The sequence below is a fragment of the Ferribacterium limneticum genome, from assembly GCF_020510585.1.
GTDB lineage: Bacteria > Pseudomonadota > Gammaproteobacteria > Burkholderiales > Rhodocyclaceae > Azonexus.
The window spans coordinates 4016794-4042127 of the sequence record NZ_CP075190.1 but is presented as its reverse complement, the minus strand read 5'-3'; the positions used below and the strand labels follow the sequence as shown (position 1 = coordinate 4042127).

Below are 25334 nucleotides of genomic sequence, written 5' to 3'. Positions count from 1 at the left end.
ACAATACAAAACAAAAATTCGAAAAAAAGAACTATGCAAAATCGGTCGGGAGATATCGATGCGTTACGTTGAGCTGAATCGCGAATCCATCGATCAGGCGCTGAACGAATGGTCTCCAAGGCAGGCCGGGGCGGGTATTGTTGCCTTGTTGCCGGAGGCGGAAAAGGATCATCTTCCCGTCTTGCAGGCAGCCTGTCGGCAACGTGGTCTGGCGCTGGTCGGCGGAATTTTTCCAGCCCTGGTCGGGAATCAGGGTTTCCTGACCCACGGCGTTTGGCTGCTCTGCTTCGATCAGATGCCGCCGCATTTCTTGTTGCCGGCACTAAACACGGCGGCCGATGCCGTCGGGGCAGTGGTCGCTGCGGCTCGACAGGGCTTGAAAGTCTATCCGCCCGGGGCACCGAAGCCGACCTTGTTCATGGTTTTCGATGGCATGGTACCCAACGTCGCCAGCCTTCTCGATGGTATCTACCTGGAATTGTCGAATCGCGTCGAGTACGGCGGCGTCAATGCCGGCAGCGAGACTTTTCTGCCTATGCCCTGCCTGTTCGACGACAGGCAGGTGCTGGGCGATGGCGTCCTTGGCCTGCTGCTGCCGGGCTCCATGGCGCCAACCCTTGAGCATGGCTTCGAGCAGCCGGAGCGGGCGATGAGCGCGACCTCGACCGCCGGCAACCGGATCGCCATGATCGACTGGCGGCCGGCATTCGAGATCTATCAGGAAATCATCAAGGCGCAATACGGCATCGACCTGAGGCGCGACAATTTCTACGAGTACGCAGTGCATTTCCCCTTCGGCCTCCTGCGCGCCAATGGCGATGTTGTGGTGCGCATTCCTGTCGCTTTGGCCGATGATGGGGCGTTGTATTGCGTCGGCGAAATTCCCGAGAACGCCATGCTGGTTTTGCTGCAGGCGCCGGCTGCCGGGGCGCATGGCTGCATTGGGCGGCTGGCTGAGCATCTGCGTAGCGCCCATGGCTCGCTGCAGGGGACGCAGTTGCTGACCTTTTATTGTGCCGGTCGGCGCATGCATCTCGGCGACGATGCCGAAAAGGAACTGGCCGAGCTGCAGGCGGCAACTCGCGTTGGCGAACTGGCCGGCGCCTTGTCGCTGGGGGAAATCGGCAGCACGGTGCGCTGGGGCTACCCAATGTTCCACAATGCGACGCTGGTCTGTTCGCCCTGGCCTGTGCCATGAATCGCGAACAGATTCTGAGTGTTCTTTACGATCTGTCGCTGACTATCGGCGGCGAGGTCGGCCTCGACAGCCTGCTCAAGAAAACGCTGCAACGCCTGCTTTTTCATACCTCGTTTCCGGCCGGTGTGGTCCTGGCAGCGCCGAAAGTCACGGAGTTCGGGGTGTCGGCCACGCTGGAAACTTCAGTCGGCGACTACCTGCTGGCCGAACGCCACGGGACGACTTTCAACTTGCCGGCCGGCTTGCTCGCCGGCAAGGTCCAGTTGCTCGACGACGCCGTTCTGCTCCGTTCATTTTCGCTGGACGAGGCTTACGTGTATTGTCTTCGTCTGCCGGTTGATGCGCAGTACACCATCCTGCTCCTGTCGCCCGCCGCACCGGCCTCCGAGCTCCCGCTGACGCAGATATTCCAGCCGGTGCTGGCCAATCTGGCCAAGGCGGTCATTCTTTGTCGCAACAACGAGCGATTGACCCAGGCGCTGGCCAATGACCGCGATGACGCGCGGGCCGAGCTGGCGGTGGCACTGGCCCAGAGCGAGCGCGAGCGGGCGTTTCTCGATTCGCTCTATGACGCGATTCCCGACCTGGCCTGGGTCAAGGATCCAGACGGCGTATATCTGTCCTGCAATCCGACCTTTTCGCGCCTTTATAACGCCAGCGAATATGACATCGTCGGGCGCACCGACGATGATTTTGTCAGCCAGGAACTGGCCGAAACTTTCCGCGCCAACGACCGGGCGGCGGCCGCTGCCGGTGGCCCGACGGTTAACGAGGAGTGGCTGACTTTCGCCGATAACGGCTATCGGGGTCTCTTCGAGACGATCAAGACGCCGATGCGCGACAAGGATGGGGAGTTGATCGGCGTGCTTGGCGTAGCGCGGGAGATTACCGAGCGCCGGCGGGTCGAGGAGGCATTGCGCAACAGCGAGGCGGAACTGGAACAGCATCGACGCCATCTTGAAGCGATGGTTGCTGAACGTACCCGTGACCTGGCGCAGGCCAATGCCCGGCTGGAACAGACCCAGTTTGCGATGGACCGGGTCGGGCTGGGCATCCATTGGGTCGATGCTGACGGGCGTTTTGTGTACGTCAATCATGTCGCGGCCGAGATACTCGGCTATTCGGTCGACGAGCTGCTCCAGCTCAGCGTGCCCGATATCGACCCAGCCTTCCCCCAAGGCGGATTTGTCGAAGCGACGGCGGAAATGCGGCGGACCGGCCGCGCCAGCCTGGATTCCTGGAACCGGCACCGCGACGGCCACATGATTCCGGTGCACCTCAACGTTTATTATCGGCCGGAGACGGCAAGCGAACCGGCGCGTTTCATCACCTTCGTCAGCGACATCAGTGAACGCCAGCGGGTCGAGCAGGAATTGCGCGAGGCGAAGGATCTGGCTGAATCAGCGACCAAGGCGAAGAGCGCTTTCCTGGCCAACATGAGCCATGAAATCCGGACCCCGATGAACGCCATTCTCGGCTCGGTTTACCTGATGCGCCGTGGCGGCGTGGACGACGCCTTGAAGGTGTCCCTGAATCGCATCGAAGCCTCCGGCCAGCACCTGCTGGCAATCATTGACGACATCCTCGACTTGTCGAAGATCGAGGCGGGCAAGCTGGTGCTTGAAGAGGCGCCGCTCATGCTGCCCCGCCTGATGAATGAAGTCGCGGAAATGCTGGCCGGGCCGGCGCGCGAGAAAAACCTGGCCTTGCGCGTCGAGTCCGCGGTCCTGCCGGGCGGCCTGCTTGGTGATGTGACGCGGCTGCGTCAGGCGCTGCTCAACTACGCCAACAATGCGATCAAATTTACCGAGAACGGCACGATCAGGCTGTGTGGCAAGGTGCTTGAGGAAGATGCCGAAAGCGTCCTGGTCCGGCTGGAGGTTTCGGATACCGGCATCGGCATCGCGCCTGAAGCCCTGGCCCGCCTGTTTTCACCTTTCGAGCAGGCCGATACGTCGACCACCCGAAAATACGGTGGCACCGGCCTCGGGCTGGCGATTACCCGGCATCTGGCGACCTTGATGGGCGGGGAATCGGGGGCCGAGAGTACGCCGGGCAAAGGCAGCGTGTTCTGGATCACGGCGCGCCTGAAGCGGCAACCGGACGATGGCGCTTTTCGGTCTCCCCTGGCGCTGGGCAGCGACGTCGAGGCCATGCTGCGCAGCAAGTTTGCTGGACGGCTAGTCCTGCTCGTCGAGGATGAGCCGATCAACCGCGAAGTGGCGCAAATGCTGCTGGAAGATGTCGGCCTGGCCATCGATGTGGCCGAGGATGGCGTCGAGGCAGTCGATAAGGTTTCCCGGAACAACTACGGGCTCGTCCTCATGGACATGCAGATGCCGCGCATGGACGGGCTGGAGGCGACCCGGCGTATCCGTCAGCTGCCGGATCGCCAGAAGGTGCCGATCCTGGCGATGACCGCCAACGCCTTTGCCGAAGATCGCGAGCAGTGTCTGCAGGCCGGGATGAATGATTTCGTCACCAAGCCGGTCAATCCGACCTTGCTCTATACGGCTCTGTACCACTGGCTGGGCGGCACGACGAGCACCTGAACGAGGTTTTCCGGAATGCTACGGTCAACCGGAAAAAACGGCCAAATTTAAAGTTTTAAAGCCCCGCTTCGGCGGCGATTTCCTCGAGCAAAGGGGCGACCAGCTTGGCGGCGGGGCCTTTGGGCTGCCGATAGCTTACCCAGGTGGTGTTCTTCTCGCCGGGCAGCGTGTAGATCGAGATGGCGAATGGGCAGAACACGATGTTGTGCGGGTCCATTTCCATCATCTTGCGCGACAGCCCGGCCGAGCAGAATTCGATGATTTCAGCCTGCTCGAAGATCTGGCGCGTCGCACCGATATCGGCGCCGGTACGGTTCAGCATGTCGGCTATGTGCGAGGTGTAGTTGATCACCAGCCCGCGGTTTTCGATGGCCATGACGACGGCGTCGCGGGTATCGGCAAAATTGCTGGTCAGCTTTTTTTTGACCATCCACTCTTCGGCCTGGGCCAGCGTAGCGGCCAGTGCAAAGCACAGCAAAAATGTGAAGTGGCGCATGCTGGCTCCTGTATTAGCGATATCTGATGTGCTCATTGTAGGCGATGTCCTTCGCCTGCGCTTGACGCTCAAAAACGGCAAAAACTTATTCGGGCAGTGGCTCGAACAGCGCCGCGAGATCGTCGGTGCCGAACTTGACGTCAACGCGATAATCGTCGGACAGGATGCCGGCCGCCAGCTCGGCCTTGCGTTCCTGCAGGGCGAGAATCTTTTCCTCGATACTGCCGCTAACGATCAGCTTGTAGACGAATACCGGCTTGTCCTGGCCGAGACGGTGGGCGCGGTCGGTGGCCTGGTTTTCGACGGCCGGGTTCCACCACGGGTCGTAGTGGATCACGGTATCGGCCGCGGTCAGGTTGAGACCGACGCCGCCAGCCTTGAGGCTGATCAGGAAAATCGGCACTTCGCCATCCTGGAAGCGGCGGATCGGCACTTCGCGGTCGACAGTATCGCCGGTCAGCGTGACGTAGGCGATGCCCATCTTGTCGAGTTCGTGCTCGATCAGCGCCAGCATGCTGGTGAATTGCGAGAAAACGAGGACCTTGCGGCCTTCGTCGACCAGTTCGGGCAGCATCGCCATGAGCAGGTCGAGCTTGGCCCGTTCTGGCACCTTGCGGGCCGCCGTGGCCTTGACCAGGCGCGGATCGCAGCAGACCTGACGGAGCTTGAGCAGGGCATCGAGGATGACGATCTGGCTACGTGCGAAGCCGCGGTTGGCGATTTCGTCGCGGACCTTGGCATCCATCGCGGCGCGCACCGTTTCGTAAAGATCGCGTTGCGAACCTTCGAGTTCGACGCTGCGGATGATGATGGTTTTCGGCGGCAGTTCCTGGGCCACGTCTTCCTTCTTGCGACGCAGGATGAAGGGTCGGATGCGGCGGGCGAGCAGGGTGCGGCGACGGAGGTCGCCCTGCTTCTCGATCGGCGTCCGCCAGTGGCGGGTGAACTGCTTGCTGGTGCCGAGAAAGCCGGGCAGCAGGAAGTCGAACTGACTCCACAGTTCGCCGAGGTGGTTTTCCAGCGGCGTACCGGTCAGGCACAGGCGATGCCGCGCATCAACCTTGCGCACGGCCTCGGCGCTCTGGCTCTGGGCGTTCTTGACCGTCTGCGCCTCGTCGAGAATGAGCAGGTGATAGCTGTGCTGCATCAATTCTTCGGCGTCGCGCCAGAGCAGCGGGTAGGTGGTCAGCACCACGTCGTGCTGCATGATCTCCGGGAAGCGCACCTTGCGTTCCGGGCCGTGCAGCGACAGCACCTTGAGGTCGGGTGCAAAGCGTGCCGCTTCGTTCTTCCAGTTGAAGATCAGCGAGGTCGGCAGGATGATCAGGGCCGGCTTGTCGAGGCGTCCGGCTTCCTTTTCCATCAACAGGTGGGCCAGTGTTTGCGCCGTTTTGCCGAGGCCCATGTCGTCGGCCAGGATGCCGGACAGTTCATGCTCGCGCAGGAACTGCAGCCAGGCCAGGCCTTCCTTCTGGTAGGGGCGCAGTTCGAGCTTGAAGCCGGCCGGCGGTTCGACGTCGCCGATGCCCTGCGCCTTGAGCAGGCGCTCGGCCAGCGCCATGATGTCGCTCTGGCCGCGGAACTGCCAGCGGCTGATGTCGGACAGTTCAGCCAGGCGTGGCGCATCGAAGCGCGACAGGCGCAGGGTGTTGCCGCCGGTAAAGCCGTCGAACAGGTCGATCAGCGTTGCGGCCAGCGGTTTGAGGCGGCCGGCCGGGACGCGCAGACGCTTGCCGCGGGGGGTGTAGAGATCGATGCCTTCGTCGTCGGGCACGCGTTCGAGTTCGGTCGCTTCGAGCCAGCGCGGGTCGGTGCGGAAAAGATTGGCCAGCAAGGGAGCGAGCGGCAGGCGCTCGCCTTCGACCATGACGCCCATGTCGAGGTTGAACCAGCCGTTGTCGGCCTCGTAAAGCTCGGCCTCCCAGCCATCGACTTCGATGACGTGGTGGCGGAAATCCTCGGGGAACTCGATCTGCCAGCCGGCTTCCTTCAGGCGCTGGGTGCCGTCCTGCATGAAGGGTACCCAGCTGGCCTCTTCGGCCAGCCCGTAAACGCCTTCCGGCGGGCTGCCGAAGGTGTGCAGAGTGTGCCCGGGAACCTTCTGCAAGCCACAGCCCTCAAGCGCCAGCAGCGACTTGGCTTCGTCGTCGGGGCGGCGCAGCAGGCGGATGGTTTCGCCTTCGGGCAGGGTGATGAATTCACTCTTTTCTTCGGGGCGAACGTCGGCATCGCCGTAGCGGAAAATGACCTTGGCGACATCGAAGGGACCGCCGCCGAAGTTCTGCGGATAGTTACGCCAGGCTCGTTGGCCATGGGTGTGCAGGGTTTCGAGTTGCAGGATGGGAATCAGTGGCGCGTCGACCAGGCGCAGGCGGGCGCCGGCATCGGAGCCGGGCAGCGGCAGGTCGGGGGCCAGTTCGGACAGTGCCTCGGCAACCAGCGCAGCCTCGTTGGCTGATAGCGGTGGCAGCGAGAACAAACGGGTGATCACGTCCGGATTGCCGGTGACTTCGAGCGGCCCGGCTTCGCCCTCGGCCAGATCGATGTACCACGGCGGATCGACGGCGACGACCATCTCGGCCGATGGCTCGGGCTTCAAATGCGGCCGCTGGAAACCCATGCCGTCGACCTGCCAGCCAATGCTGGCCGGCCGGGTCGGGCCGGCGTTGAGCGGCAGGCCGAGATCGTCCTCCGGGTAAAGCCGGTGGCTGGCCGCCATGCGCTGCAGAATTTCGGCGCCATTCTTGGGGCCCAGTCCAAAGGCACGTAAGCCGGTTTCGTGGCCACGGTCGGCCCAGATCAGGCGCAGGATGCCGAGGTCTTCTTCATTGACGAACTGCGGCGGCGTGACCAGCGCGCGGTCCACCTTCCACCATTCCTCGGCGTTTTCCGGATATTTTCCCTTGCGGATCTCGATGCCGAACTGGCGCTTGTCGGCCGTCCATTTCAGAATGTAGAAAAGCTGCTGCCGGGCGCTGGCCGGCCGCGCCTTCTTCTTGGCGACGGCGACCGAGACGCGGCGCAGGTCTTCAAGCCAGGACAGGGCGCTGCCGCTGACGTGCTCCTTCGGATTGCGCTCTTCGATAGCCTTGAGCAGCATGGCGGCAACGTGCTTGCAATGCTTGCCGGCCGAGCAGGTGCAGCGGCTGATCACCGCCATCTCGCCGCTCTGGGCCTGGCTCAGATAGGCCTGTACGACGTAGGGCTCGGTGGACGAACCGGGCACCAGGGCGCGCATCTGGCTGCCATCGATGCTCAGGTCGCGCACCAGGTCGACATAAGGCCGGGCCTTGTTGATGTCGCGCGTGGCGAACCACTCGGCGACGTTTTCTTCGGTGAAGGTGGTGAGGTTGACTACGGCCATCGGCGGTCAGGCAAACAGGGCGCCGACAAGCAGGGCGAGGAGCAGGGCGATGATGGACAGCCAGCGGTTCTGCTGTTGCTGGACGGCGATCAGGCGATCGATTTGTGGTTGCAGATCGGTCTTGGCCGGCTGGGCCAGCGCCTGATGGACAAGGCGCGGCAGTTGCGGAATGGTGCGGGCCAAATAGGGGGCTTCCTGTTTGAAGCTGCGGATCAGTCCGCGCCAGCCAATCTGCTCGCTCATCCAGCGTTCGAGGAAAGGCTTGGCGGTGGTCCACAGGTCGAGTTCAGGGTCGAGTTGGCGACCGAGTCCTTCGATGTTGAGCAAGGTCTTTTGCAGCATGACCAGTTGCGGCTGAATCTCGACGTTGAAGCGGCGCGAGGTCTGGAACAGGCGGAGCAGCACCTTGCCGAAGGAAATGTCCTTGAGCGGGCGGTCGAAGATCGGCTCGCAGACGGCGCGGATGGCTGCCTCGAACTCGTCGACGCGGGTGTCCTTGGGCGCCCAGCCGGATTCGATGTGGGCTTCGGCAACGCGCTTGTAGTCGCGGCGGAAGAAGGCGAGGAAGTTCTGCGCCAGGTAATTCTTGTCGGAGTCGGTCAGCGTGCCGACGATGCCGAAATCGAGCGCGATGTAGCGGCCATCGGGGGCGACGAAGATGTTGCCGGGGTGCATGTCGGCATGGAAAAAACCGTCGCGGAAAACCTGGGTGAAGAAGATTTCGACGCCGGCCGCAGAGAGCTTGGAAAGGTCGATACCGTCGGCGCGCAGCCGGTCGATCTGCGAGATCGGCGTGCCTTTCATGCGCTCCATGACCATCACGGTCGACGTGCAGAAATCCCAATAAATCTCGGGAACAATGAGTAGTTTGGAGTCGACGAAATTGCGCCGCAGTTGCGAGGCGTTGGCCGCTTCGCGCATGAGATCGAGCTCGTCGCGCAGGTATTTGGCGAATTCGGCGACCACTTCGCGCGGCTTCAGGCGCTTGCCGTCGGCCCACAGCTTTTCAAGCAGCATGGCTAGGTTGTCCATGAGCGCCAGGTCGTGCTCGATGACCGAGAGCATGTTGGGACGCAATACCTTGACGGCCACTTCATGGCCACCGTCGGTCGCGTGCAGTCTGGCGAAATGGACCTGGGCGATCGACGCCGAGGCGATCGGCGTCGGGTCGAATTCGGCGAAGACTTCGCTGGCCGGCCGGCCATAGGCTTTTTCGATTTCCGCCAGGGCGAGGTCGGAAGCGAAGGGTGGAACGCGATCCTGCAGCTTGGCCAGCTCGTCGGCGATGTCCATCGGCATGAGGTCGCGCCGGGTCGACAGCACCTGGCCAAACTTGACGAAAATCGGGCCGAGCGATTCAAGGGCGAGGCGCAGGCGGACAGCGCGCGGCGTGGACAGGTCGCGCCAGAATTGCAGGGCGTTGGCGAGGCGTACCAGTCGACCGCTCGGCTCGTGTTCGAGCACCATTTCGTCGAGGCCGAAACGGCTGGCGACAGAGGCGATCTTGAGCAAACGAAAGAGACGCATGTGGACTGTAAACGCCGGCTGGACCGGGCAAAATCGCTAAACGAGCATGTTAACACGCCAACGGCGGTTGCGCCCCCGTGATTTGCGACTGTTTGAGTCAGCTGGGGCCGCACCAACAATCTTGCAAGGTGGCATGGGCAATAGGATAAACTCGATATTGAAACCTGCCGGTGTCATGCTTAGCCATCATTAGTTATTCGAAGCGTCGATGAACGAACCGAAACACCCCTCCGTTATCGCCCGCGAGGCGCTCAGGCGTCTGGCGACCAGTCAATTGGCTCCGACGCCGGCCAATTACCAGGCTTGCTACAACGAAATCGCCAATCTCCCGAACACCCCGGCTTTTCCCGAAGCGCAGCTGCGGGAGTTGCTGGGTGAATTGCCGGCCCGGAACACGGCGCAGGGAAAACATCTCGACAAGCTTTCTGCAGCGATTGCCAAGCGTAGCTGGCAGGGGGTCAAGGAGTCCTTGGCCGCCTTCGCTCAAGCCGGCGAGCCACACCTTCACGAAGAAGTAGTGCATGCCTTGGCGCCTGCCCTGCCGGGTGAGTTTGCCGGCAAGCTGGCGCGATTTGTCGAGTGCGTGCTGCCGGCGCTCGGCGATGAAGATTCGCGAATCCTCAGCGTGGCAGGCGAGCTGCTCCTGTTGCTGCGGCAGCCGAGGGTCGAGATCGGGCAGGTGCAGGCTCTGTTTGGCAGCCTGACACACCAGGCTGTTTTTGCCGCCGAGGAGCAGGTCGAGATCAAGGGCTCCCTGCTCAAACTCCTACACCTGATTATTGAAAACATTGGCGAATTGAGTACGGACGACAGTTGGCTCAAGGGGCAGATTGACGGCCTGCTGGCCAGCGTGGCGCCGCCCTTGACCCTGCGCCATCTCGACGAAATGGAACGGCGTCTGCGTGACGTCATGGAAAAACAGGGGCGCGCCAAGTCGCGCTCGGTCGAAGCGCAGGCCGAAATGCGCCATATGCTTGCCGAGTTTATCGAGCGTTTGGGCGTGATGAACAAATCGAGCACCGAGTTCGAGGGGCGTATCGAAGCCAGCGCCCGTCAGATTGAACAGGTCTCCCGTATCGAGGATCTGAAACCCTTGCTCGACGACGTCATCGTGGCGACGCATGCGATGGCCGAAGAGACGGCAAGCTCGCGTGAGCAACTGAAGAGCCTGCAGGAAAAGGTGGTGGTTACCGAGGCAGAGCTCATCCACCTGCACCAGGAGCTGGATAGCGCTAGCGCCCTTGCCCGCCATGACCCGCTGACCGACGCCCTGAATCGGAAGGGGCTGGAGGAGGCCATGGAGCGGGAGATTTCGAGCATGCGGCGCAAGGAAGTACCGTTGTCGGTCAGCCTGCTCGATATCGACAATTTCAAGAAGCTCAATGACCGCCTTGGCCATGAGGCCGGCGATCGTGCCTTGGTCCACCTGGTCGACGTTGCCCGGCGAACCATGCGGCCGAGCGATACGCTGGCCCGTTATGGCGGAGAAGAGTTTGTCGTGCTGATGCCGGACACGAAACTTGAACAGGGCATTGAGGCCATGGCCCGCCTGCAGCGGGAGCTGACCAAGGCCATTTACATGTCGGGCAGCGAGAAAATCCTGATCACCTTCAGCGCCGGGGTCGCCCAGCTGGCTGTCGACGAGTCCGGTACCGATGCCATCCGGCGTGCCGACCAGGCCATGTATCTGGCCAAACGCGCCGGCAAGAACCGCGTGATGGGCGGCTGACGGCTCATTTTTCGATGGATTTGAGTCACTGTTTTCCGCCGGTTGCCGCGCCGTCGGCGCGCGTGCTGGTCCTTGGCAGTCTTCCCGGCAAGGCATCGCTCAATGCGCAGGAGTATTACGCCAACCGGCAAAACGCCTTCTGGCGCATCATGGGCGATCTGATTGGTGCAGGGCCGGACCTGCCTTATGCCCAGCGGCTGGAGAGCTTGCGCTCGGCCGGCATTGCGCTGTGGGATGTAATCGCCGCCGGTGAGCGTCCGGGCAGCCTCGATGCCAACATCGTCAAACACTCTGTTTGCGTTAACGATTTTTTGGCCTTTTTTGCCGTACACCGTGGGATTCGTCATGTTTTCTTCAATGGCGGGGCGGCTGAGGCGACTTTTCGCCGCTATGTCTTGCCCAGTCTTCAGGATTTGAACCTGCAGCTGGTCCGCCTGCCGTCGACCAGCCCGGCGCACGCGGCGAGCAGTTACGCCGACAAGCTCGCGGCGTGGTCGGTGATTGTCGCGCCAGCCAAATAAGTAGGGATCGGCAGCGTATAATCGACGTTTTGCAATTTTTGCCCCACGAATCAATGCCCCTAGACGTCAAAACCCAGCTGACCGCCCTTCTGCAACAGGCGCTGGCCAGCGTTGCGCCGACCGCAACCGATACCCCCATTCAACTTGAGCGGCCGCGCGATCCGACGCACGGCGACTTTGCGACCAATCTGGCCATGCAACTGGCCAAGGCGCTGAAGAAAAATCCGCGCGAAATTGCCCAGCAACTGGTGAATGAATTGCCGGTCTCGGCCCTGGTTACCAAGGCTGAAGTGGCCGGCGCCGGCTTCATCAATTTTACCCTCGATGCCGGGGCTAAGACCCGCGTTGTCAAGGCTGTGCTGGCCGAGGGCGAGAATTTCGGTCGGTCTACGCTGGGTGGCTGGCAAAAGGTGCAGGTCGAATTCGTTTCGGCCAACCCGACCGGCCCGCTGCACGTCGGCCACGGCCGTGGCGCGGCTTATGGCGCGTCCTTGTCCAACCTGCTGACTTTTGCTGGCTGGGATGTGACCCGCGAGTACTACGTCAATGACGCCGGCCGGCAGATGGATATTCTCGGCTTGTCGACCTGGCTGCGTTACCTGGCGCAGAACGGCGTTGACGTGCCCTTCCTGCCCAACGCCTATCAGGGCGACTACGTGCGCGACATGGCCAAGCAGATGAGCGCGGCGCACGGCACCAAATACGTCCGTCAGGCTGCCGACGTGCTCGCCGGAACGCCCGGTTTGCCGGATGCCGAGCGGGCCGACGACGAGGCCAAGCGCCAACGCGACCAGCATCTCGATGCCCTGATCGCCAACGCCAAGACCTTGCTCGGTGCTGACTGGACCTACGTCCATCAACATGCCTTGTCCGAGCAGTTGGCCGACTGTCGTGACGATCTCGAGCAATTCGGCGTTCATTTCGACGTCTGGTTCTCCGAGCAGGCGCTGTTCGATACCGGCCTGGTCGCCCGTTGCGTCGATCTGCTCGAAAAAAATGGCCATCTGTACGTGCAGAATGGTGCCCGCTGGTTCAAGTCGACCACGTTCGGCGACGAGAAGGACCGTGTCGTCCAGCGCGAGAACGGCCTCTATACCTATTTCGCTTCCGACATCGCCTACCACCTGAACAAGTTCGAGCGCGGGTTCGACAAGGTCATCAACATCTGGGGCGCCGACCACCACGGCTACATTTCCCGCGTTAACGGGGCGATCACGGCTCTCGGGCTGGACGCCAGCAAGTTGCAGGTGGCGCTCGTCCAGTTTGCCGTGCTCTACCGCAATGGCCAGAAGGCGTCGATGTCGACGCGCTCGGGCGAATTCGTCACCCTGCGCGAGCTGCGCGGCGAGGTTGGCAACGATGCCTGCCGTTTCTTCTATGCCCTGCGCAAGTCCGACCAGCACCTCGATTTCGACCTCGATCTGGCCAAGAGCCAGACCAACGAAAACCCGGTCTATTACATCCAGTACGCTCACGCCCGCATCTGTTCGGTGGTCAATCAGTGGGCCGGTGATCAGGCTGCGCTGGCCGATGCCGATCTGTCGCTGCTCAGCAATCCGCGCGAACTGGCCATTGCCAGCAAGCTGACCGAGTTCCGCGACCTGATCGACAACGCCGCCCGCGAACTGGCGCCTCACCTGATCGCCTTCTACCTCAAGGATCTGGCTGGTGAATTCCATGGCTGGTACAACGCCGAGCGCATGCTGGTCGACGATGCGGCGCTACGCGATGCCCGCGTCGCGCTGGCCATCGCCGTGCGTCAGACGATACGCAACGGCCTGACCATTCTGGGTGTCAGCTGTCCGGAATCCATGTAAGGAATTGCCATGAGTCGCGATATGAAGCCCCGCAAGAGCCAGCCGGCGAAAAAGAAGGCGGCTGGCGGTACGCTGGTCGGCATGTTCATTGGCCTGGTCATTGGCATTGGCATGGCGGCGGGTGTCGTCTGGTACCTCAACAAGTCGCCGTTGCCTTTTGTCGAGCGGGCGCAGCCGCCGGCTCGGGCGGACGGAGCCAATGGCAAGAACGGTCAGCCGAGCCAGCCGCTGGCGCTGCCCGGCAAGCCAGGCGATCCGATTCCGGAAAAACGCTTCCAGTTCTACGACATCCTGCCCGGCAAGGCCGACGCCGTGCCCGACAAGGCGCCCAAACCGGACGCCAGGAAGGAAGAGCCGAAGAAAGAGGAAGCGAAGAAGGAAGAGTCCAAAGAGTCGAAGACCCCGCTCTTCCTGCAGGCCGGTTCGTTCAGCACGGCGCAGGATGCTGACAACCAAAAGGCCAAGCTGGCGTTTATGGGTATAGAGGCCGTTGTCCAGCAGGTGATGATTCAGGACAAGACCTTCTATCGGGTCCGTGTTGGTCCCTACACGAAGATCGATGAATTGAACAAAGTACGCGCCGAGCTTGCCAAATCAGGCGTTGAAGCCCAACTAGCCAAATAGGAGTAACGAATGAAGGATGCACGTCGCAGTTTCGTCGGTTCCATTTTTGCCCTTTTTTTCGGGTTGACCGCAGCAATGCCGTCTTTTGCTCAGGGCGCCGCTTACACTCCGATCAGCCCGGCACAGCCGACTGAGGATGCTGCAAAAATCGAGGTTCTCGAGTTTTTCAGCTACGGCTGCCCGCACTGCGCCGATTTCAATCCGCTACTGACCGCCTGGGCCGCCAAGTTGCCGGCCGACGTGGTCGTCAAGAAAGTGCCGATCACCTTCGGGCGCGCTGCCTGGGCCAATATCGCCAAGCTCTATTACGCGCTGGAAATCACTGGCGACCTGCATCGTCTCGAGGCTGACGTCTTCCGGGCGATTCATGGCGAGCGCGTCAATCTGTTCGACGAAAAAACGCTGACCGAATGGGTCGTCAAAAAGGGTGTCGATGCGAAGAAATTCGGCGAAACCTTCAATTCCTTCGGTGTCATGAGCAAGGTCAAGCGTGCCGACCAGATGGCGCAGGCCTACAAGATCACCGGCGTGCCGGCTCTGGCCGTCGAAGGTAAATTCCTGATCGGCGACATGGGCTTCAACGAGAAGCTGGCCGTTGCCGACAAGCTGATCGCCCAGGCGCGCAGCGAGAAAGCTGGCAAGGGCGCCGGCAAGAAATAATTGACCCTCAAGGTCTTCATCACGGGCGCCTCGTCGGGAATCGGCGAGGCGCTTGCCGTTTACTACGCCGCACAGGGCGCCACCCTGGGCCTGGCAGCGCGCCGAAGCGAGTTTCTCGAGGCGCTGAACCAGCGTCTGGGCGGCCAGCATGCCTGTTACGCGCTCGATGTCAGCGATGCCCCGGCCCTGCATGCCGCTGCCACCGATTTCATTACCCGCTTCGGCGCCCCGGACATCATCATCGCCAATGCCGGCGTTTCGGCCGGTACGCTGACCGAATTCGAAGAAGACCTCGAGGTCTTTCGCCGGGTCATGGATACCAACGTTTTCGGCATGGCGGCGACCTTCGCGCCATTCATTCCGGCGATGAAGGCAGTGGCTGGCGATGGCCGCAAAATGCAGCGCCTGGTCGGCATCGCTTCGGTTGCCGGCATCCGTGGCCTGCCGGGCGCCGAGGCTTATTCGGCCTCGAAGGCGGCGGCGATTGCCTATCTGGAAAGCCTGCGTCTCGAAATGCGTCCTTACGGCATCAGGGTCGTCACCATTGCGCCAGGTTATATCGAGACGCCGATGACCGAGATCAATCCCTACAAAATGCCGTTCTTGCTGCCGGTCAATCAGGCCGCATCCCGTTTCGCGGCCGTGATCGCGCGGGGCACCAGCTACGCCGTCATTCCCTGGCCTATGGGCATCGTCGCCAAAGTCCTGCGCGCTCTGCCCAACTGGCTATACGACCGCCTGTTCACAAGCGCCCCGCGCAAGCCGCGCGGCTTGTTAAAATAGCCCGATGCTAGAACTCAAGATCAATGGTGAAGCCCGCCAGTTTTCCACGGCGCTGACCGTGACCGGACTGATTGAGCAACTCGGCTTTACCGGCAAGCGCATCGCCGTCGAACGCAACGGCGAAATCGTCCCCAAGAGCCAGCACGCCACGACGGCGCTGGTTTCGGGCGACCAACTTGAAATTGTCGTCGCCGTCGGCGGCGGCTAAGGAGTAGCTCATGCATCAACTGACTATCGCCGGCAAGGCGTACCGTTCCCGTTTGCTGGTCGGCACCGGCAAGTACAAGGATTTCGCCGAAACCCGTGCCGCCATCGATGCTTCCGGTGCCGAAATCGTCACCGTGGCCATCCGGCGCATGAATATCGGCCAGGACCCGAGCCAGCCCAATCTGCTCGACGCCCTGCCTCCCTCGCAATTCACCATCCTGCCCAACACCGCCGGCTGCTACACCGCCGACGATGCCGTGCGCACCCTGCGTCTGGCCCGCGAACTGCTCGACGGCCATCCGCTGTGCAAGCTCGAAGTGCTCGGCGATCCGACCAGCCTCTTCCCGAACATGCCGGAAACCCTGAAAGCGGCCGAAACCCTGGTCAAGGATGGCTTTCACGTCATGGTCTACTGCTCGGATGACCCCATTCAGGCCCGGATGCTCGAAGAAATCGGCTGTGTCGCGGTCATGCCGCTCGCTTCACTGATCGGCTCCGGCATGGGCATCCTCAATCCGTGGAACCTGCGCCTGATCATTGACAACGCCAAGGTGCCGGTCATCGTCGATGCCGGCGTCGGCACGGCCTCCGATGCGACGGTGGCGATGGAGCTGGGCTGCGACGGCGTGCTGATGAACACCGCCATCGCCCATGCCAAGAATCCCGTTCTCATGGCCAGCGCCATGCAGAAGGGTGTTGAAGCGGGCCGCGAGGCTTTTCTGGCCGGCCGCATGCCGCGCAAACTCTACTCGGCCGACCCGTCGTCGCCGACTTCCGGATTGATCGGCTCATGAGCGATACCCCCCTGATTCAACCGGCCGCTGTCGGCGAAGGCGTCTACGAAGAAGGCCGCGAAGGTTACGGCCACATCAAGAGCTACGTCCGCCGCGCCGGCCGCATGTCGTCGGCGCAGGAAAACTACTACGCCGAGATGATGCCCAAGATCGGCGTCGTCTACGCCCCGCAGCCGATTGACCTGGCTGCGGTCTACGGCCGCAATGCCCCGAAAATCCTCGAAATCGGCACCGGCATGGGTGAAACCACGGCCAAGATCGCCGATGCCAACCGCGACAACGACTATCTCGGCGTTGAAGTGCACGTGCCGGGCGTTGGCGCCTTATGCAAGCAGATCGCCGAGCGCGATCTGAGCAACCTGCGCATCTGCCAGCACGACGCCGTCGAAGTCGTTCGCGACATGCTGCCGGAAGCTTCGCTCGATGGCGTCCATGTCTTTTTCCCCGACCCTTGGCACAAGGCGCGGCACAACAAGCGCCGGCTGATCCAGTCGCCCTTCGTCGCGCTGCTCGCCTCCCGCCTCAAGCCGGGCGGCTATTTTCACTGCGCCACCGATTGGGAAGAGTACGCCCATCAGATGCTCGAAGTGCTCTCGGCTGAACCGACTTTGGTTAACAGTGCCGACGGCTTTGCACCGCGCCCCGAATACCGCCCGCTGACCAAATTCGAGAACCGCGGGATACGCTTGGGCCATGGCGTTTGGGACGTTATTTTCCGAAAAAAATAGCTGGCAGATTAATGGCGCCTGAGTAGAATGAGAATCGGGATTTGTCAGAAAAAATGAGGAAATCATGAAAACAACGAAAATTGCTTCCGGTGGTTTGTTGCTTCCCTTCCTGGTAATTGCGCTGTCTGCTGCACCGGCATTTGCCGCTGATCGTTCTGGCAAGGAAGTCGTCGAAACGGTCTGCGCCGGCTGTCACACCACGGGCAAGGACGGTGCGCCCAAGATCGGCGATCAGGCAGCCTGGGCAGAGCGCGCCGCCAAGGGCCTGGACAAGTTGACGCAGAATGCCATCACCGGCGTCCGTAACATGCTGGCCCATGGCGGCCAGGCCGCCTTGAGCGATCTCGAGATGACCCGTGGCGTCGGTTACATGGTCAGTGGCGGCAAGGCAGCCGATGCGAAAAAGCCCATGAAACCCGCGAAATCGCGCACTGGCGAGCAGGTGGTTCAGGAGCGCTGCCAGGAATGCCACGCCAGTGGCAAACAGGGCGCGCCGAAACTGGGTGACATGAACGACTGGAAACCGCGTCTGCAAAAGGGTGTTGATCCTCTAATCAAGTCTGCCATCAGCGGCCACAACTCGATGCCGGCCCGTGGTGGTCTGGCCAATCTGAGCGATGCCGAAATGAAGGCTGCCGTCGAGTTCATGGTCAGCAAGACGGGCGGCGCTGCCGCCAGCAAGTAATAAACCTCGGCGGTCTGCGGGCCGCTTGATCGGCAAAATGCCGGCATCAATCGATGTCGGCATTTTTATTTTTGCCGGGGCAAGACGGCCGCCTGTTCAGGCATTTGACGATGCGTCTCTGGATGGTAGTCGTCGGCTCGTCATGCGCCAACGTTGGCGGGCTGTTAAACTCTCGCGCCTCAATGACAGCAAACCGGGAATGATTCATGTGGTTCCGTAATCTCCAGCTTTACCGCCTGCCGACGCCGTGGAATATCGACCTCGCCAAATTTGATGAACAACTGGCCCGCGGCCCGTTCGTGAAGTGCCCGAGCAACCAGCCGATGAGCCGGGGCTGGGTGTCGCCGCGCCGCGATGGCGCGCTGGTCTATTCGCTCGGCCAGCAGTGGATGATTGCCCTGAGCGTCGAGCAGCGTCTGCTGCCGTCGTCGGTGGTCAATGACGAAGTCAAGGAACGCGCCGAGCTGGTCGAAGCCCAGCAGGGCTACGCGCCGGGCCGCAAACAGTTGAAGGAATTGCGCGAACGCGTTACCGAGGAACTCATGCCGCGCGCCTTCACCCGCCGCCGCACGACCTACGTCTGGCTCGACCCGCAAAATGGCTGGTTCTGCGTCGATGCCGGCAGCCCGGCCAAGGCCGAAGAGGTCATCGAGCATCTGCGTCATTGCCTCGACGACTTCCCGCTGACCATGCTGCACACCCAGGTTTCGCCGCAAGCGGCAATGGCCGCCTGGCTGGCTGGCGGCGATGCCCCGGCTGGATTCACCATCGACCGCGATTGCGAACTGAAGGCGGCTGGCGAGGAAAAGGCGGCCGTTCGCTACGTTCGCCATCCGCTCGATGGCGACGAGATCAGCGTCGAAATCAAGGCCCACCTGGCAGCTGGCAAGATGCCGACCAAGCTGGCCCTGACCTGGGACGACCGCATCTCCTTCGTGCTCGGCGAAAAGATGGAAATCAAGCGCCTTGCCTTCCTCGACCTGCTCAAGGAAGAGGCCGAGAAATCGGCAGAACACGCCGATGAGCAATTCGATGCCGATTTTGCGTTGATGACCGGCGAACTGTCGCGTTTCCTGCCCCAGTTGCTTGATGCGCTGGGCGGCGAGGTCGTTGAAGAAAAATGAAAGACATTGACGCCTGCCCCTGTGGCAGCGGCAGGCGTTATGCCGAATGCTGCGGTCAACTGCATTTTTCGGCCAAAAATGAAATGACGCCCGAGGCGCTGATGCGTTCGCGCTACAGCGCCTACGTGCTCAAGCTGGCCGATTACCTGCTGGCCAGTTGGCACCCATCGACCCGGCCGGCCAGCATGGACCTGGCCGAAGACGATGGCACCAAATGGCTCGGGCTGGAGATCAAACGCTGCGAGCAGCAGGATGAAAATCACGCCACCGTCGAATTCGTCGCTCGCTACCGCATCGCCGGGCGCGGCCACCGACTGCATGAAATCAGCCGCTTCATCCGTGAAGACGGCCGCTGGTTCTATGTCGACGGCGATATCGATCCAGGCACCATCACCGCTTGACCGGGCGCCCGCGCCCACCCTCTGAAGAAAACGAATACCCCATGATCATCCTCAAGAACGTCACCCTGCGCCGCAGCTCGAAAGTGCTGCTCGACAAGACCTCGGTCACCATCAATCCCGGTGAGAAGGTCGGTCTGGTCGGTCGCAACGGCGCCGGCAAATCGACGCTGTTCGCGCTGCTCAACGGCACGCTGCATGAGGATGGCGGCGATTATTCGATCCCCAAACAATGGCAGATGGGGCAGGTGGCGCAGGACATGCCGGAAACCGAGCAGTCGGCCACCGATTTCGTCATCGACGGCGACACCAAGCTGCTCGCCGCCCGCAACGAGGTGCACGATGCCGAAGCCAGCGACGACGGCATGCGCATGGCCGAAGCCTACATGGCGCTTAACGACGCCGGCGAACACGACGCCGAAGCCCGTGCCCAGTCGCTGATCCTCGGTCTAGGCTTCAAGGTTTCCGAGCTGCACAACCCGGTCAACAGCTTCTCTGGCGGCTGGCGCATGCGTCTGCAACTGGCGCGCGCGCTGATGTGTCCATCCGATATCCTGCTCCTCGACGAACCGACCAACCACTTGGACCTGGATGCCCTGGTCTGGCTCGAGGCCTGGCTCAAGCGCTATCAGGGCACGCTGGTCATGATCAGCCACGACCGCGAATTCCTCGACGCCATCACCAGTGTCACACTGCACATCGACAACGCCAAGCTGGTCCGCTACGGTGGCAACTACAGCAAGTTCGAAGACATGCGTGCCGAGCAGATGCTGCTGCAACAAGCGACGATGGCCAAGCAGGCCGAGAAGATCGCCCATCTGCAATCCTTCATCAACCGCTTCAAGGCCAAGGCCAGCAAGGCCAAGCAGGCGCAGAGCCGGGTCAAGGCGCTCGATCGCATGGAAAAGATCGCGCCGGTGCTGGCCGATGCCGAATTCACCTTCGAATTCCAGGAGCCGCAGAACCTGCCCAACCCGATGCTGTCGATGATGGATGTCACCATCGGCTACCCACCGGCCGAAGATGCGCCGGCCGGTACGCCGCCAACCGTCATCGTGCGCGGCATCAACCGCTCGGTGATGGCCGGCCAGCGCATCGGCATCCTTGGCGCCAATGGCCAGGGCAAATCCACGCTGGTCAAGACCATCGCCTGCGAGCTGGCGGCGATCAGCGGCGACCTGACCGAAGGCAAGGGCCTCAACATCGGCTACTTCGCCCAGCAGGAACTCGACGTGCTGCGCCCGCAGGACACGCCGCTCGAACACATGGTGCGGCTGGCCAAGGAAGCGATTGCCAACGGCCGCAGCAACGTACCAGGACGCGAGCAGGAACTGCGCAATTTCCTCGGTACCTTCAATTTCGGTGGCGAGATGGTCAAGCAGGCCGTCGGCACCATGAGCGGGGGTGAAAAGGCCCGGCTGGTGCTGTGCATGATCGTCTGGCAACGCCCCAACCTGCTGCTCCTCGACGAGCCGACCAACCACCTCGACCTCAGCACCCGCGAAGCACTGGCTGTCGCCCTCAACGAGTTCGAAGGCACCGTCATGCTGGTCAGCCACGACCGTGCTCTGTTGCGCTCGGTCTGCGACGAGTTCTGGCTGGTTTCCAAGGGCGGCGTCGCGCCGTTCGACGGCGATCTCGAAGACTACCAGCGCTACCTGCTCGACGAAGCCAAGCGGGTACGCGAAGAGGCGTCAGCGGCGCAGAAGAAGCTGGCTGCCTAGAGCCGCCCGCTGCTTACAAAAAGCGTTCGAGCAGAACGTTGAGAAAACGCCGGCCCTTCGCGGTCGGCGCAATTTTTTCCGGGCCGACGACGAGCAGGCCATCGGCCTCGGCCGCCTTCAGTTCCGACTGGATGCCGATCAATGGCTGGGCCGTGCGCGCCTCGAACAACGAGGGGTGAAAGCCGTCAGCCAGGCGTAGCGCGTTCATCATGAACTCGAAGGGCAGGCTCTTGGCCTCGACCTGCGTTTCGTCCTGAATGGCGTTGCCGCTACGGATATTGTCGAGGTAAGCCTTCGGGTGTTTCCAGCGCATCTGGCGCAGCACGCGGTCGTGCAGGGTCAGCTTGGAGTGGGCGCCGGCTCCGATGCCGAGATAGTCGCCGAAATACCAGTAATTGAGGTTGTGCTTGCACTGCTTGCCTTGCCGGGCAAAGGCCGAGGTTTCGTAATTGCTGAAACCGGCGGTGGCCAGACGGGCCTCGATGCTCTCCTGCATGTCGGCGCAGATGTCGCTTTCGGGCAGTTCCGGTGGAAAGGCGGCGAAGCGGGTGTTCGGCTCCAGCGTCAGCTGGTAGCAGGAGAGATGCGAAGGTGAGAACGATAGCGCGGTTTCGACATCAGCGAGCGCTTGCTCATGCGTCTGGCCCGGCAGACCGTACATCAGGTCGAGATTGAAAGAGTCGAAATGCTCGCCGGCCAGTTGCGCCGCGCGTCTGGCTTCGGCGGCGCCGTGGATGCGGCCGAGGGCCTTCAGATGCTCGTCGTTGAAGCTCTGAATGCCGAGCGATAACCGGTTGACACCGGCCGAACGGAAGCCGGCGAACTTCTCCGCCTCGACCGTGCCTGGGTTGGCTTCAAGCGTGATCTCGGCATCCGGCGCCAGCATGGCGAGCGCCCGGAAGGCGGCGATCAGTTCGTCGATGGCTGCCGGCGACAACAGGCTGGGCGTGCCGCCGCCGAAGAAGACGCTGACTACCGGCCGGCCCCAGATCAGCGGCAGGGCGGATTGCAGATCGGCGATCAATGCATCGACGTACTCACGTTCGGGAATCGTGCCGTTCGCCTCGTGCGAGTTGAAATCGCAGTACGGGCACTTCTGGACGCACCATGGCACATGGACGTAAAGCGCCAGCGGCGGGGAAACGCGGAATTCCAGGTTTGTTACGGTCGACCGGGAATTTTGGCTAAAAATGGGAATCGTGCGTGCCACGGAATTACAGCGTCGGCAGGCGCGAGATCAGTTTTTGCATGGCCTGGCCGCGATGCGATAACTGGTTCTTGATCGCGCCATCGAGTTCGGCTGCGGTCTGGCAATGCGTCGGGATGTAGAACAGCGGATCGTAGCCGAAACCGTCGGCGCCGCGCTGGGCGTCGAGGATGGTGCCGTGCCACTCGCCTTCGGCGATGATCGGCTGCGGATCGTCGGCCGAACGGACGAGGACCAGCACGCAGGCGAAATGGGCGCGCCGGTCGCTCTGGCTGGCGAGGTCGGCGAGCAGTTTTTCGTTGTTGCGGGCATCCGATTTCGGTTCGCCGGCATAGCGGGCGGAATAGACGCCGGGGGCGCCGCCGAGCGCGGCAACGCACAGGCCCGAATCGTCAGCCAGCGCTGGCAGGCCGGAGGCTTCCGCGGCGTGCCGAGCCTTGGCCAGCGCGTTTTCAACGAAGGTGCAATGCGGCTCTTCGGCTTCCGGAATGCCCAGCTGGCCTTGCGGAATGACTTCGAAGCCAAGCGGCGCCAGCAGCGCGTTGAGCTCCTTCATTTTCTTGGCGTTGTTCGAGGCCAGGACGAGCTTTTTCATGGCGGCGCTCACGCAGCGAGGGCGCTTTGCTGGGCGGCGGTAAGCTGGCGAATGCCCATCGTCGCGAGGTCGACGAGCACGCTCATCTGCTCACGGCTGAACGGTTCGCCTTCGGCCGTGCCCTGGATTTCGACAATGCCGCCGTTGCCGGTCATCACAACGTTCATGTCGGTATCGCAGTCGGAGTCTTCCGGGTAGTCGAGGTCGAGGACCGGGGCACCCTTGTAGATGCCGACCGAAATGGCGGCAACGTGGTCGCGCACCGGGTTGGCCGGCAGCTTGCCGGCCTTGACCAGCCCTTCGCAGGCTTCGTAGAGGGCGACCCAGGCGCCGGTGATCGAGGCGCAGCGGGTTCCGCCGTCGGCCTGCAGGACGTCGCAGTCGAGCGTGATCTGGCGTTCGCCCAGCGCCTTGAGGTCGGTTATGGCGCGCAGGCTGCGGCCGATCAGGCGCTGGATTTCCTGTGTCCGACCGGTCTGCTTGCCCTTGGCCGCTTCACGTGACGAGCGGGTGTGCGTGGCGCGCGGCAGCATGCCGTACTCGGCCGTCACCCAGCCCTGGCCCTTGCCGCGCAGGAAGGGCGGCAAGCTTTCCTCGACGCTGGCCGTGCACAGCACGCGGGTGTCGCCCATCTCGATGAGCACCGAGCCTTCGGCGTGGCGCGTGAAATTGCGGGTGATCTTGACGGTGCGGAGCTGGTCCGGCTGGCGTTGGCTGGGGCGCATGGTTTTCCTTATTTTTTCGGGTTGTATTTGTCGATGGCGGAGCGGATTTCCTCGATCGCCAGCTCGATTTCGTCGTCGCTGAGGTCGCTCTTGTAGGTCGGGTTGCGGCCGAATTCGTCGAGGCGCGTGGTGACTTCGTCCTGGGTCATCGTCTGGGTCGAAATGGCGCTGCTCGCCGTCTCGACGTAGGCGTCCTCCCAGCGCACGGCGACGACGGACAGGTTGTCGCCGTGGGCGCCGCCCTTCAGTTCGGCCTGGTTGAGCAGCATCGGCACGGTTTGCAGCAGATTGGAGCCCTTCAGGGCGGCGGCCATCATCTCGCCGGGCATTTCACCCCACAGGCCGTCGGTGCTGAGCAGGATGACGTCGCCGTGGTCGAGCGGCGTCTTGCGCGAAAACTCGATTTCCGGCGGATGCGGGCTGCCCAGGCAACTGTAAATCTTGTTGCGGTCCGGATGAAACACGGCTTGCGCCTCGGTGATCATGCCTTCTTCGACGAGCAGGCGGATGCGCGAATGATCCTTGGTCTGGGTGATGACCTTGCCGTCGCGGATCAGATAGAGCCGCGAATCGCCGGCGTGCGCCCAGTAGGCGACGTTGTCCTGGACGATACAGGCGACGCAGGTGGTGCGCGGCGTATCTTTCAGGCGATGGCGGGCGGTGTAGTCGAGAATGGCATGGTGGGCGTTGGTCATGCCCTTTTGCAGAAAGCGGAAGGGGTCGCCGAGCACCGGACGCGCCTCGCGCTGGAAAGCATCGGCCAGCGTCTGAACAGCGATCTGGGCGGCGATTTCGCCGTAGTGATGGCCGCCCATGCCGTCGGCAACGACCATCAACAGGGCGTCGCGCGAGTAGCAATAGGTCGTCCGGTCCTCATTGTTGGCGCGGCCGCCCTGACGGCTTTCCTGATAAATGGTGAATCTCATTGCATCGGCTTCCTGAGAATATCGACGAAACGGTTAATCCAGCTCGGCGACGGTTTCGGGCGGGGAGGGGTGACGGTCTCGACGAGCGCTTTTTGCAAGGCAAAAACGCTTTGCGGACGGTAAAGATGGTTGAGGTTGAGGCACCAGTCGATGATCTCAAGCAGCCGGTCGGAAAACTGGCCGTCCCAGCGCATCATGGCCGGCGCCAGGGTGTCCTTCTTCATGCGCGCATCGGCGGCTTGCGGCGCGCTGCCGGCCAGGCAGGCATACATCGAGGCGCCAACGCTGTAAATGTCGCTCCACGGCCCGAGATCCTTGCGCGAGCCGTAATGCTCGGGCGAGGCGAAGCCGGGGGTGTACATCGGCTTGAGGATAGGCTGGTCGGTGATCAGCGTCTGGCGGGCGGCGCCGAAGTCGATGAGAACCGGCGTGTTGTCGCCGCGCAAATAAATGTTCGAGGGCTTGAGATCGAGATGCAGCAGCTTGTTCGAATGTACCTCGCGCAGGCCGTTGAGCATGCGGGTGAACACGCCGCGCATGAAGCGCTCGGATATGTGCCCCTGATGCTTCTGGATGAACTCCTGCAGCGTCCGGCCGTGTTCGTACTCCATGACCATATACACCGTGTCGTTGGCGCGAAAAAAGTTCAAAACGCGGATCACGTTGGGGTGCGACAGGCGGGCCAGGGCGCGGCCTTCCTCGAAAAAACACTTCATGCCATAGCGGAAGGCGCCCAGATGTTCGGCCGTGATGACCGGATTGATATCCCCGCGGGTGCGCAGGGCCAGGCTGTTGGGCAGGTATTCCTTGATGGCCACCTGCCGGCCGGCCGTGTCGGTCGCCAGATAGACAATAGAAAAGCCGCCGAGCGAAAGCTGGCGGTCTATTGTGTACTCTTCTAGCAGGTGGCCGTTGGGTAACGGCTGATTGGCTTGTTGCGCCATGGAGCT

The 25334-nt window shown here is 62.2% G+C and carries 24 protein-coding genes; 16 read left to right on the top strand and 8 right to left on the bottom strand.

All coding sequences use genetic code 11. The features are described 5' to 3' along the window. Window positions 1–58: 58 nt before the first annotated feature. Window positions 59–1198 (top strand): FIST signal transduction protein, encoded by a 1140-nt coding sequence (locus KI613_RS19285; protein WP_226402533.1) that lies wholly within the window; start codon window positions 59–61, stop codon window positions 1196–1198. Further along, window positions 1195–3750, top strand: coding sequence for a response regulator (locus KI613_RS19280; RefSeq protein WP_226402531.1), 2556 nt, complete (start codon window positions 1195–1197; stop codon window positions 3748–3750). The genes KI613_RS19285 and KI613_RS19280 overlap by 4 nt, the downstream gene beginning before the upstream one ends. Window positions 3751–3805: 55 nt before the next feature. Here the strand turns inward: KI613_RS19280 and KI613_RS19275 are convergent, their stop codons facing one another. The 3 genes from KI613_RS19275 to ubiB all read right to left on the bottom strand — a co-directional run bounded on the left by KI613_RS19275 (window position 3806) and on the right by ubiB (window position 9137). Next, the gene (locus KI613_RS19275) at window positions 3806–4246 is read right to left on the bottom strand and encodes a DUF302 domain-containing protein (protein ID WP_226402529.1); all 441 of its coding nucleotides are present in this window, start codon (window positions 4244–4246) and stop codon (window positions 3806–3808) included. Window positions 4247–4331: 85 nt separating this feature from the next. Further along, a complete protein-coding gene (locus tag KI613_RS19270) occupies window positions 4332–7610 on the bottom strand; it encodes a DEAD/DEAH box helicase (protein ID WP_226402527.1) in 3279 nt (1092 codons plus the stop codon). A 6-nt stretch (window positions 7611–7616) separates the two neighbouring features. Beyond that, window positions 7617–9137 carry a ubiquinone biosynthesis regulatory protein kinase UbiB gene (ubiB, locus tag KI613_RS19265; RefSeq protein WP_226402525.1) on the bottom strand — a complete coding sequence of 507 codons (1521 nt, stop codon included), beginning with the start codon at window positions 9135–9137 and terminating at the stop codon, window positions 7617–7619. A 208-nt stretch (window positions 9138–9345) separates the two neighbouring features. On the opposite strand from ubiB, the gene KI613_RS19260 reads away from it, so the two are divergent. The 14 genes from KI613_RS19260 (at window position 9346) to KI613_RS19195 (ending at window position 20931) form a co-directional block, all read left to right on the top strand. Next, window positions 9346–10866, top strand: a complete 1521-nt coding sequence (locus tag KI613_RS19260; RefSeq protein ID WP_226402523.1) for a sensor domain-containing diguanylate cyclase — start codon at window positions 9346–9348, stop codon at window positions 10864–10866. Window positions 10867–10880: 14 nt separating this feature from the next. Continuing rightward, the gene (locus tag KI613_RS19255; RefSeq protein WP_226402521.1) at window positions 10881–11387 is read left to right on the top strand and encodes a DNA-deoxyinosine glycosylase; all 507 of its coding nucleotides are present in this window, start codon (window positions 10881–10883) and stop codon (window positions 11385–11387) included. Window positions 11388–11440: 53 nt separating this feature from the next. Next, window positions 11441–13204 carry an arginine--tRNA ligase gene (gene argS / locus KI613_RS19250; RefSeq protein WP_226402519.1) on the top strand — a complete coding sequence of 588 codons (1764 nt, stop codon included), beginning with the start codon at window positions 11441–11443 and terminating at the stop codon, window positions 13202–13204. Between the two features lie 9 nt (window positions 13205–13213). Beyond that, entirely contained in the window at window positions 13214–13828 is a 615-nt protein-coding gene (locus tag KI613_RS19245) for an SPOR domain-containing protein (RefSeq protein WP_226402517.1), read from the top strand. Between the two features lie 9 nt (window positions 13829–13837). Further along, entirely contained in the window at window positions 13838–14488 is a 651-nt protein-coding gene (locus tag KI613_RS19240) for a thiol:disulfide interchange protein DsbA/DsbL (RefSeq protein ID WP_226402515.1), read from the top strand. After that, window positions 14489–15271, top strand: a complete 783-nt coding sequence (locus KI613_RS19235; protein ID WP_226402513.1) for an SDR family oxidoreductase — start codon at window positions 14489–14491, stop codon at window positions 15269–15271. Window positions 15272–15275: 4 nt separating this feature from the next. Further along, entirely contained in the window at window positions 15276–15479 is a 204-nt protein-coding gene (gene thiS / locus KI613_RS19230; protein WP_226402511.1) for a sulfur carrier protein ThiS, read from the top strand. Between the two features lie 10 nt (window positions 15480–15489). Then, the gene (locus tag KI613_RS19225; RefSeq protein WP_226402509.1) at window positions 15490–16272 is read left to right on the top strand and encodes a thiazole synthase; all 783 of its coding nucleotides are present in this window, start codon (window positions 15490–15492) and stop codon (window positions 16270–16272) included. Then, the gene (gene trmB, locus KI613_RS19220; protein ID WP_226402507.1) at window positions 16269–17000 is read left to right on the top strand and encodes a tRNA (guanosine(46)-N7)-methyltransferase TrmB; all 732 of its coding nucleotides are present in this window, start codon (window positions 16269–16271) and stop codon (window positions 16998–17000) included. The genes KI613_RS19225 and trmB overlap by 4 nt, the downstream gene beginning before the upstream one ends. Before the next feature lie 64 nt (window positions 17001–17064). Beyond that, the gene (locus KI613_RS19215; RefSeq protein WP_226402505.1) at window positions 17065–17685 is read left to right on the top strand and encodes a c-type cytochrome; all 621 of its coding nucleotides are present in this window, start codon (window positions 17065–17067) and stop codon (window positions 17683–17685) included. Window positions 17686–17710: 25 nt separating this feature from the next. Continuing rightward, complete coding sequence (locus KI613_RS19210; RefSeq protein ID WP_226402503.1) at window positions 17711–17905, top strand: hypothetical protein; 195 nt, start codon at window positions 17711–17713, stop codon at window positions 17903–17905. Further along, window positions 17892–18809, top strand: a complete 918-nt coding sequence (locus tag KI613_RS19205; RefSeq protein ID WP_226402501.1) for a recombination-associated protein RdgC — start codon at window positions 17892–17894, stop codon at window positions 18807–18809. The genes KI613_RS19210 and KI613_RS19205 overlap by 14 nt, the downstream gene beginning before the upstream one ends. Continuing rightward, window positions 18806–19210 (top strand): YchJ family protein, encoded by a 405-nt coding sequence (locus tag KI613_RS19200; RefSeq protein ID WP_226402499.1) that lies wholly within the window; start codon window positions 18806–18808, stop codon window positions 19208–19210. Before KI613_RS19205 ends, KI613_RS19200 begins: the two co-directional genes overlap by 4 nt. A gap of 41 nt (window positions 19211–19251) precedes the next feature. After that, window positions 19252–20931, top strand: a complete 1680-nt coding sequence (locus tag KI613_RS19195; protein ID WP_226402497.1) for an ABC-F family ATP-binding cassette domain-containing protein — start codon at window positions 19252–19254, stop codon at window positions 20929–20931. A gap of 13 nt (window positions 20932–20944) precedes the next feature. Here KI613_RS19195 and hemW read toward each other — a convergent pair whose 3' ends face one another. Genes hemW through KI613_RS19170 form a run of 5 tightly spaced genes read right to left on the bottom strand, consistent with a single transcriptional unit; the run spans window position 20945 to window position 25328 of the window. Beyond that, window positions 20945–22141: a radical SAM family heme chaperone HemW gene (gene hemW, locus KI613_RS19190; RefSeq protein WP_226402495.1), complete on the bottom strand. Its 1197-nt coding sequence runs from the start codon at window positions 22139–22141 to the stop codon at window positions 20945–20947. Window positions 22142–22145: 4 nt separating this feature from the next. Next, complete coding sequence (gene rdgB, locus KI613_RS19185; protein WP_226402493.1) at window positions 22146–22733, bottom strand: RdgB/HAM1 family non-canonical purine NTP pyrophosphatase; 588 nt, start codon at window positions 22731–22733, stop codon at window positions 22146–22148. 8 nt (window positions 22734–22741) lie between these two features. Then, complete coding sequence (gene rph, locus KI613_RS19180) at window positions 22742–23458, bottom strand: ribonuclease PH (RefSeq protein WP_226402491.1); 717 nt, start codon at window positions 23456–23458, stop codon at window positions 22742–22744. An 8-nt stretch (window positions 23459–23466) separates the two neighbouring features. Continuing rightward, window positions 23467–24384, bottom strand: a complete 918-nt coding sequence (locus tag KI613_RS19175; RefSeq protein WP_226402489.1) for a PP2C family protein-serine/threonine phosphatase — start codon at window positions 24382–24384, stop codon at window positions 23467–23469. Then, the gene (locus tag KI613_RS19170) at window positions 24381–25328 is read right to left on the bottom strand and encodes a serine/threonine protein kinase (protein ID WP_226402487.1); all 948 of its coding nucleotides are present in this window, start codon (window positions 25326–25328) and stop codon (window positions 24381–24383) included. The genes KI613_RS19175 and KI613_RS19170 overlap by 4 nt, the downstream gene beginning before the upstream one ends. Between the last annotated feature and the right edge of the window lie 6 nt (window positions 25329–25334).

Coding starts and splice junctions, on each gene's coding strand:
- KI613_RS19285 (WP_226402533.1), top strand. CDS start 59: ATGCGTTACGTTGAGCTGAATCGCGAATCCATCGATCAGGCGCTGAAC.
- KI613_RS19280 (WP_226402531.1), top strand. CDS start 1,195: ATGAATCGCGAACAGATTCTGAGTGTTCTTTACGATCTGTCGCTGACT.
- KI613_RS19275 (WP_226402529.1), bottom strand. CDS start 4,246: ATGCGCCACTTCACATTTTTGCTGTGCTTTGCACTGGCCGCTACGCTG.
- KI613_RS19270 (WP_226402527.1), bottom strand. CDS start 7,610: ATGGCCGTAGTCAACCTCACCACCTTCACCGAAGAAAACGTCGCCGAG.
- ubiB (WP_226402525.1), bottom strand. CDS start 9,137: ATGCGTCTCTTTCGTTTGCTCAAGATCGCCTCTGTCGCCAGCCGTTTC.
- KI613_RS19260 (WP_226402523.1), top strand. CDS start 9,346: ATGAACGAACCGAAACACCCCTCCGTTATCGCCCGCGAGGCGCTCAGG.
- KI613_RS19255 (WP_226402521.1), top strand. CDS start 10,881: ATGGATTTGAGTCACTGTTTTCCGCCGGTTGCCGCGCCGTCGGCGCGC.
- argS (WP_226402519.1), top strand. CDS start 11,441: ATGCCCCTAGACGTCAAAACCCAGCTGACCGCCCTTCTGCAACAGGCG.
- KI613_RS19245 (WP_226402517.1), top strand. CDS start 13,214: ATGAGTCGCGATATGAAGCCCCGCAAGAGCCAGCCGGCGAAAAAGAAG.
- KI613_RS19240 (WP_226402515.1), top strand. CDS start 13,838: ATGAAGGATGCACGTCGCAGTTTCGTCGGTTCCATTTTTGCCCTTTTT.
- thiS (WP_226402511.1), top strand. CDS start 15,276: ATGCTAGAACTCAAGATCAATGGTGAAGCCCGCCAGTTTTCCACGGCG.
- KI613_RS19225 (WP_226402509.1), top strand. CDS start 15,490: ATGCATCAACTGACTATCGCCGGCAAGGCGTACCGTTCCCGTTTGCTG.
- trmB (WP_226402507.1), top strand. CDS start 16,269: ATGAGCGATACCCCCCTGATTCAACCGGCCGCTGTCGGCGAAGGCGTC.
- KI613_RS19215 (WP_226402505.1), top strand. CDS start 17,065: ATGAAAACAACGAAAATTGCTTCCGGTGGTTTGTTGCTTCCCTTCCTG.
- KI613_RS19205 (WP_226402501.1), top strand. CDS start 17,892: ATGTGGTTCCGTAATCTCCAGCTTTACCGCCTGCCGACGCCGTGGAAT.
- KI613_RS19200 (WP_226402499.1), top strand. CDS start 18,806: ATGAAAGACATTGACGCCTGCCCCTGTGGCAGCGGCAGGCGTTATGCC.
- KI613_RS19195 (WP_226402497.1), top strand. CDS start 19,252: ATGATCATCCTCAAGAACGTCACCCTGCGCCGCAGCTCGAAAGTGCTG.
- rdgB (WP_226402493.1), bottom strand. CDS start 22,733: ATGAAAAAGCTCGTCCTGGCCTCGAACAACGCCAAGAAAATGAAGGAG.
- rph (WP_226402491.1), bottom strand. CDS start 23,458: ATGCGCCCCAGCCAACGCCAGCCGGACCAGCTCCGCACCGTCAAGATC.
- KI613_RS19175 (WP_226402489.1), bottom strand. CDS start 24,384: ATGAGATTCACCATTTATCAGGAAAGCCGTCAGGGCGGCCGCGCCAAC.
- KI613_RS19170 (WP_226402487.1), bottom strand. CDS start 25,328: ATGGCGCAACAAGCCAATCAGCCGTTACCCAACGGCCACCTGCTAGAA.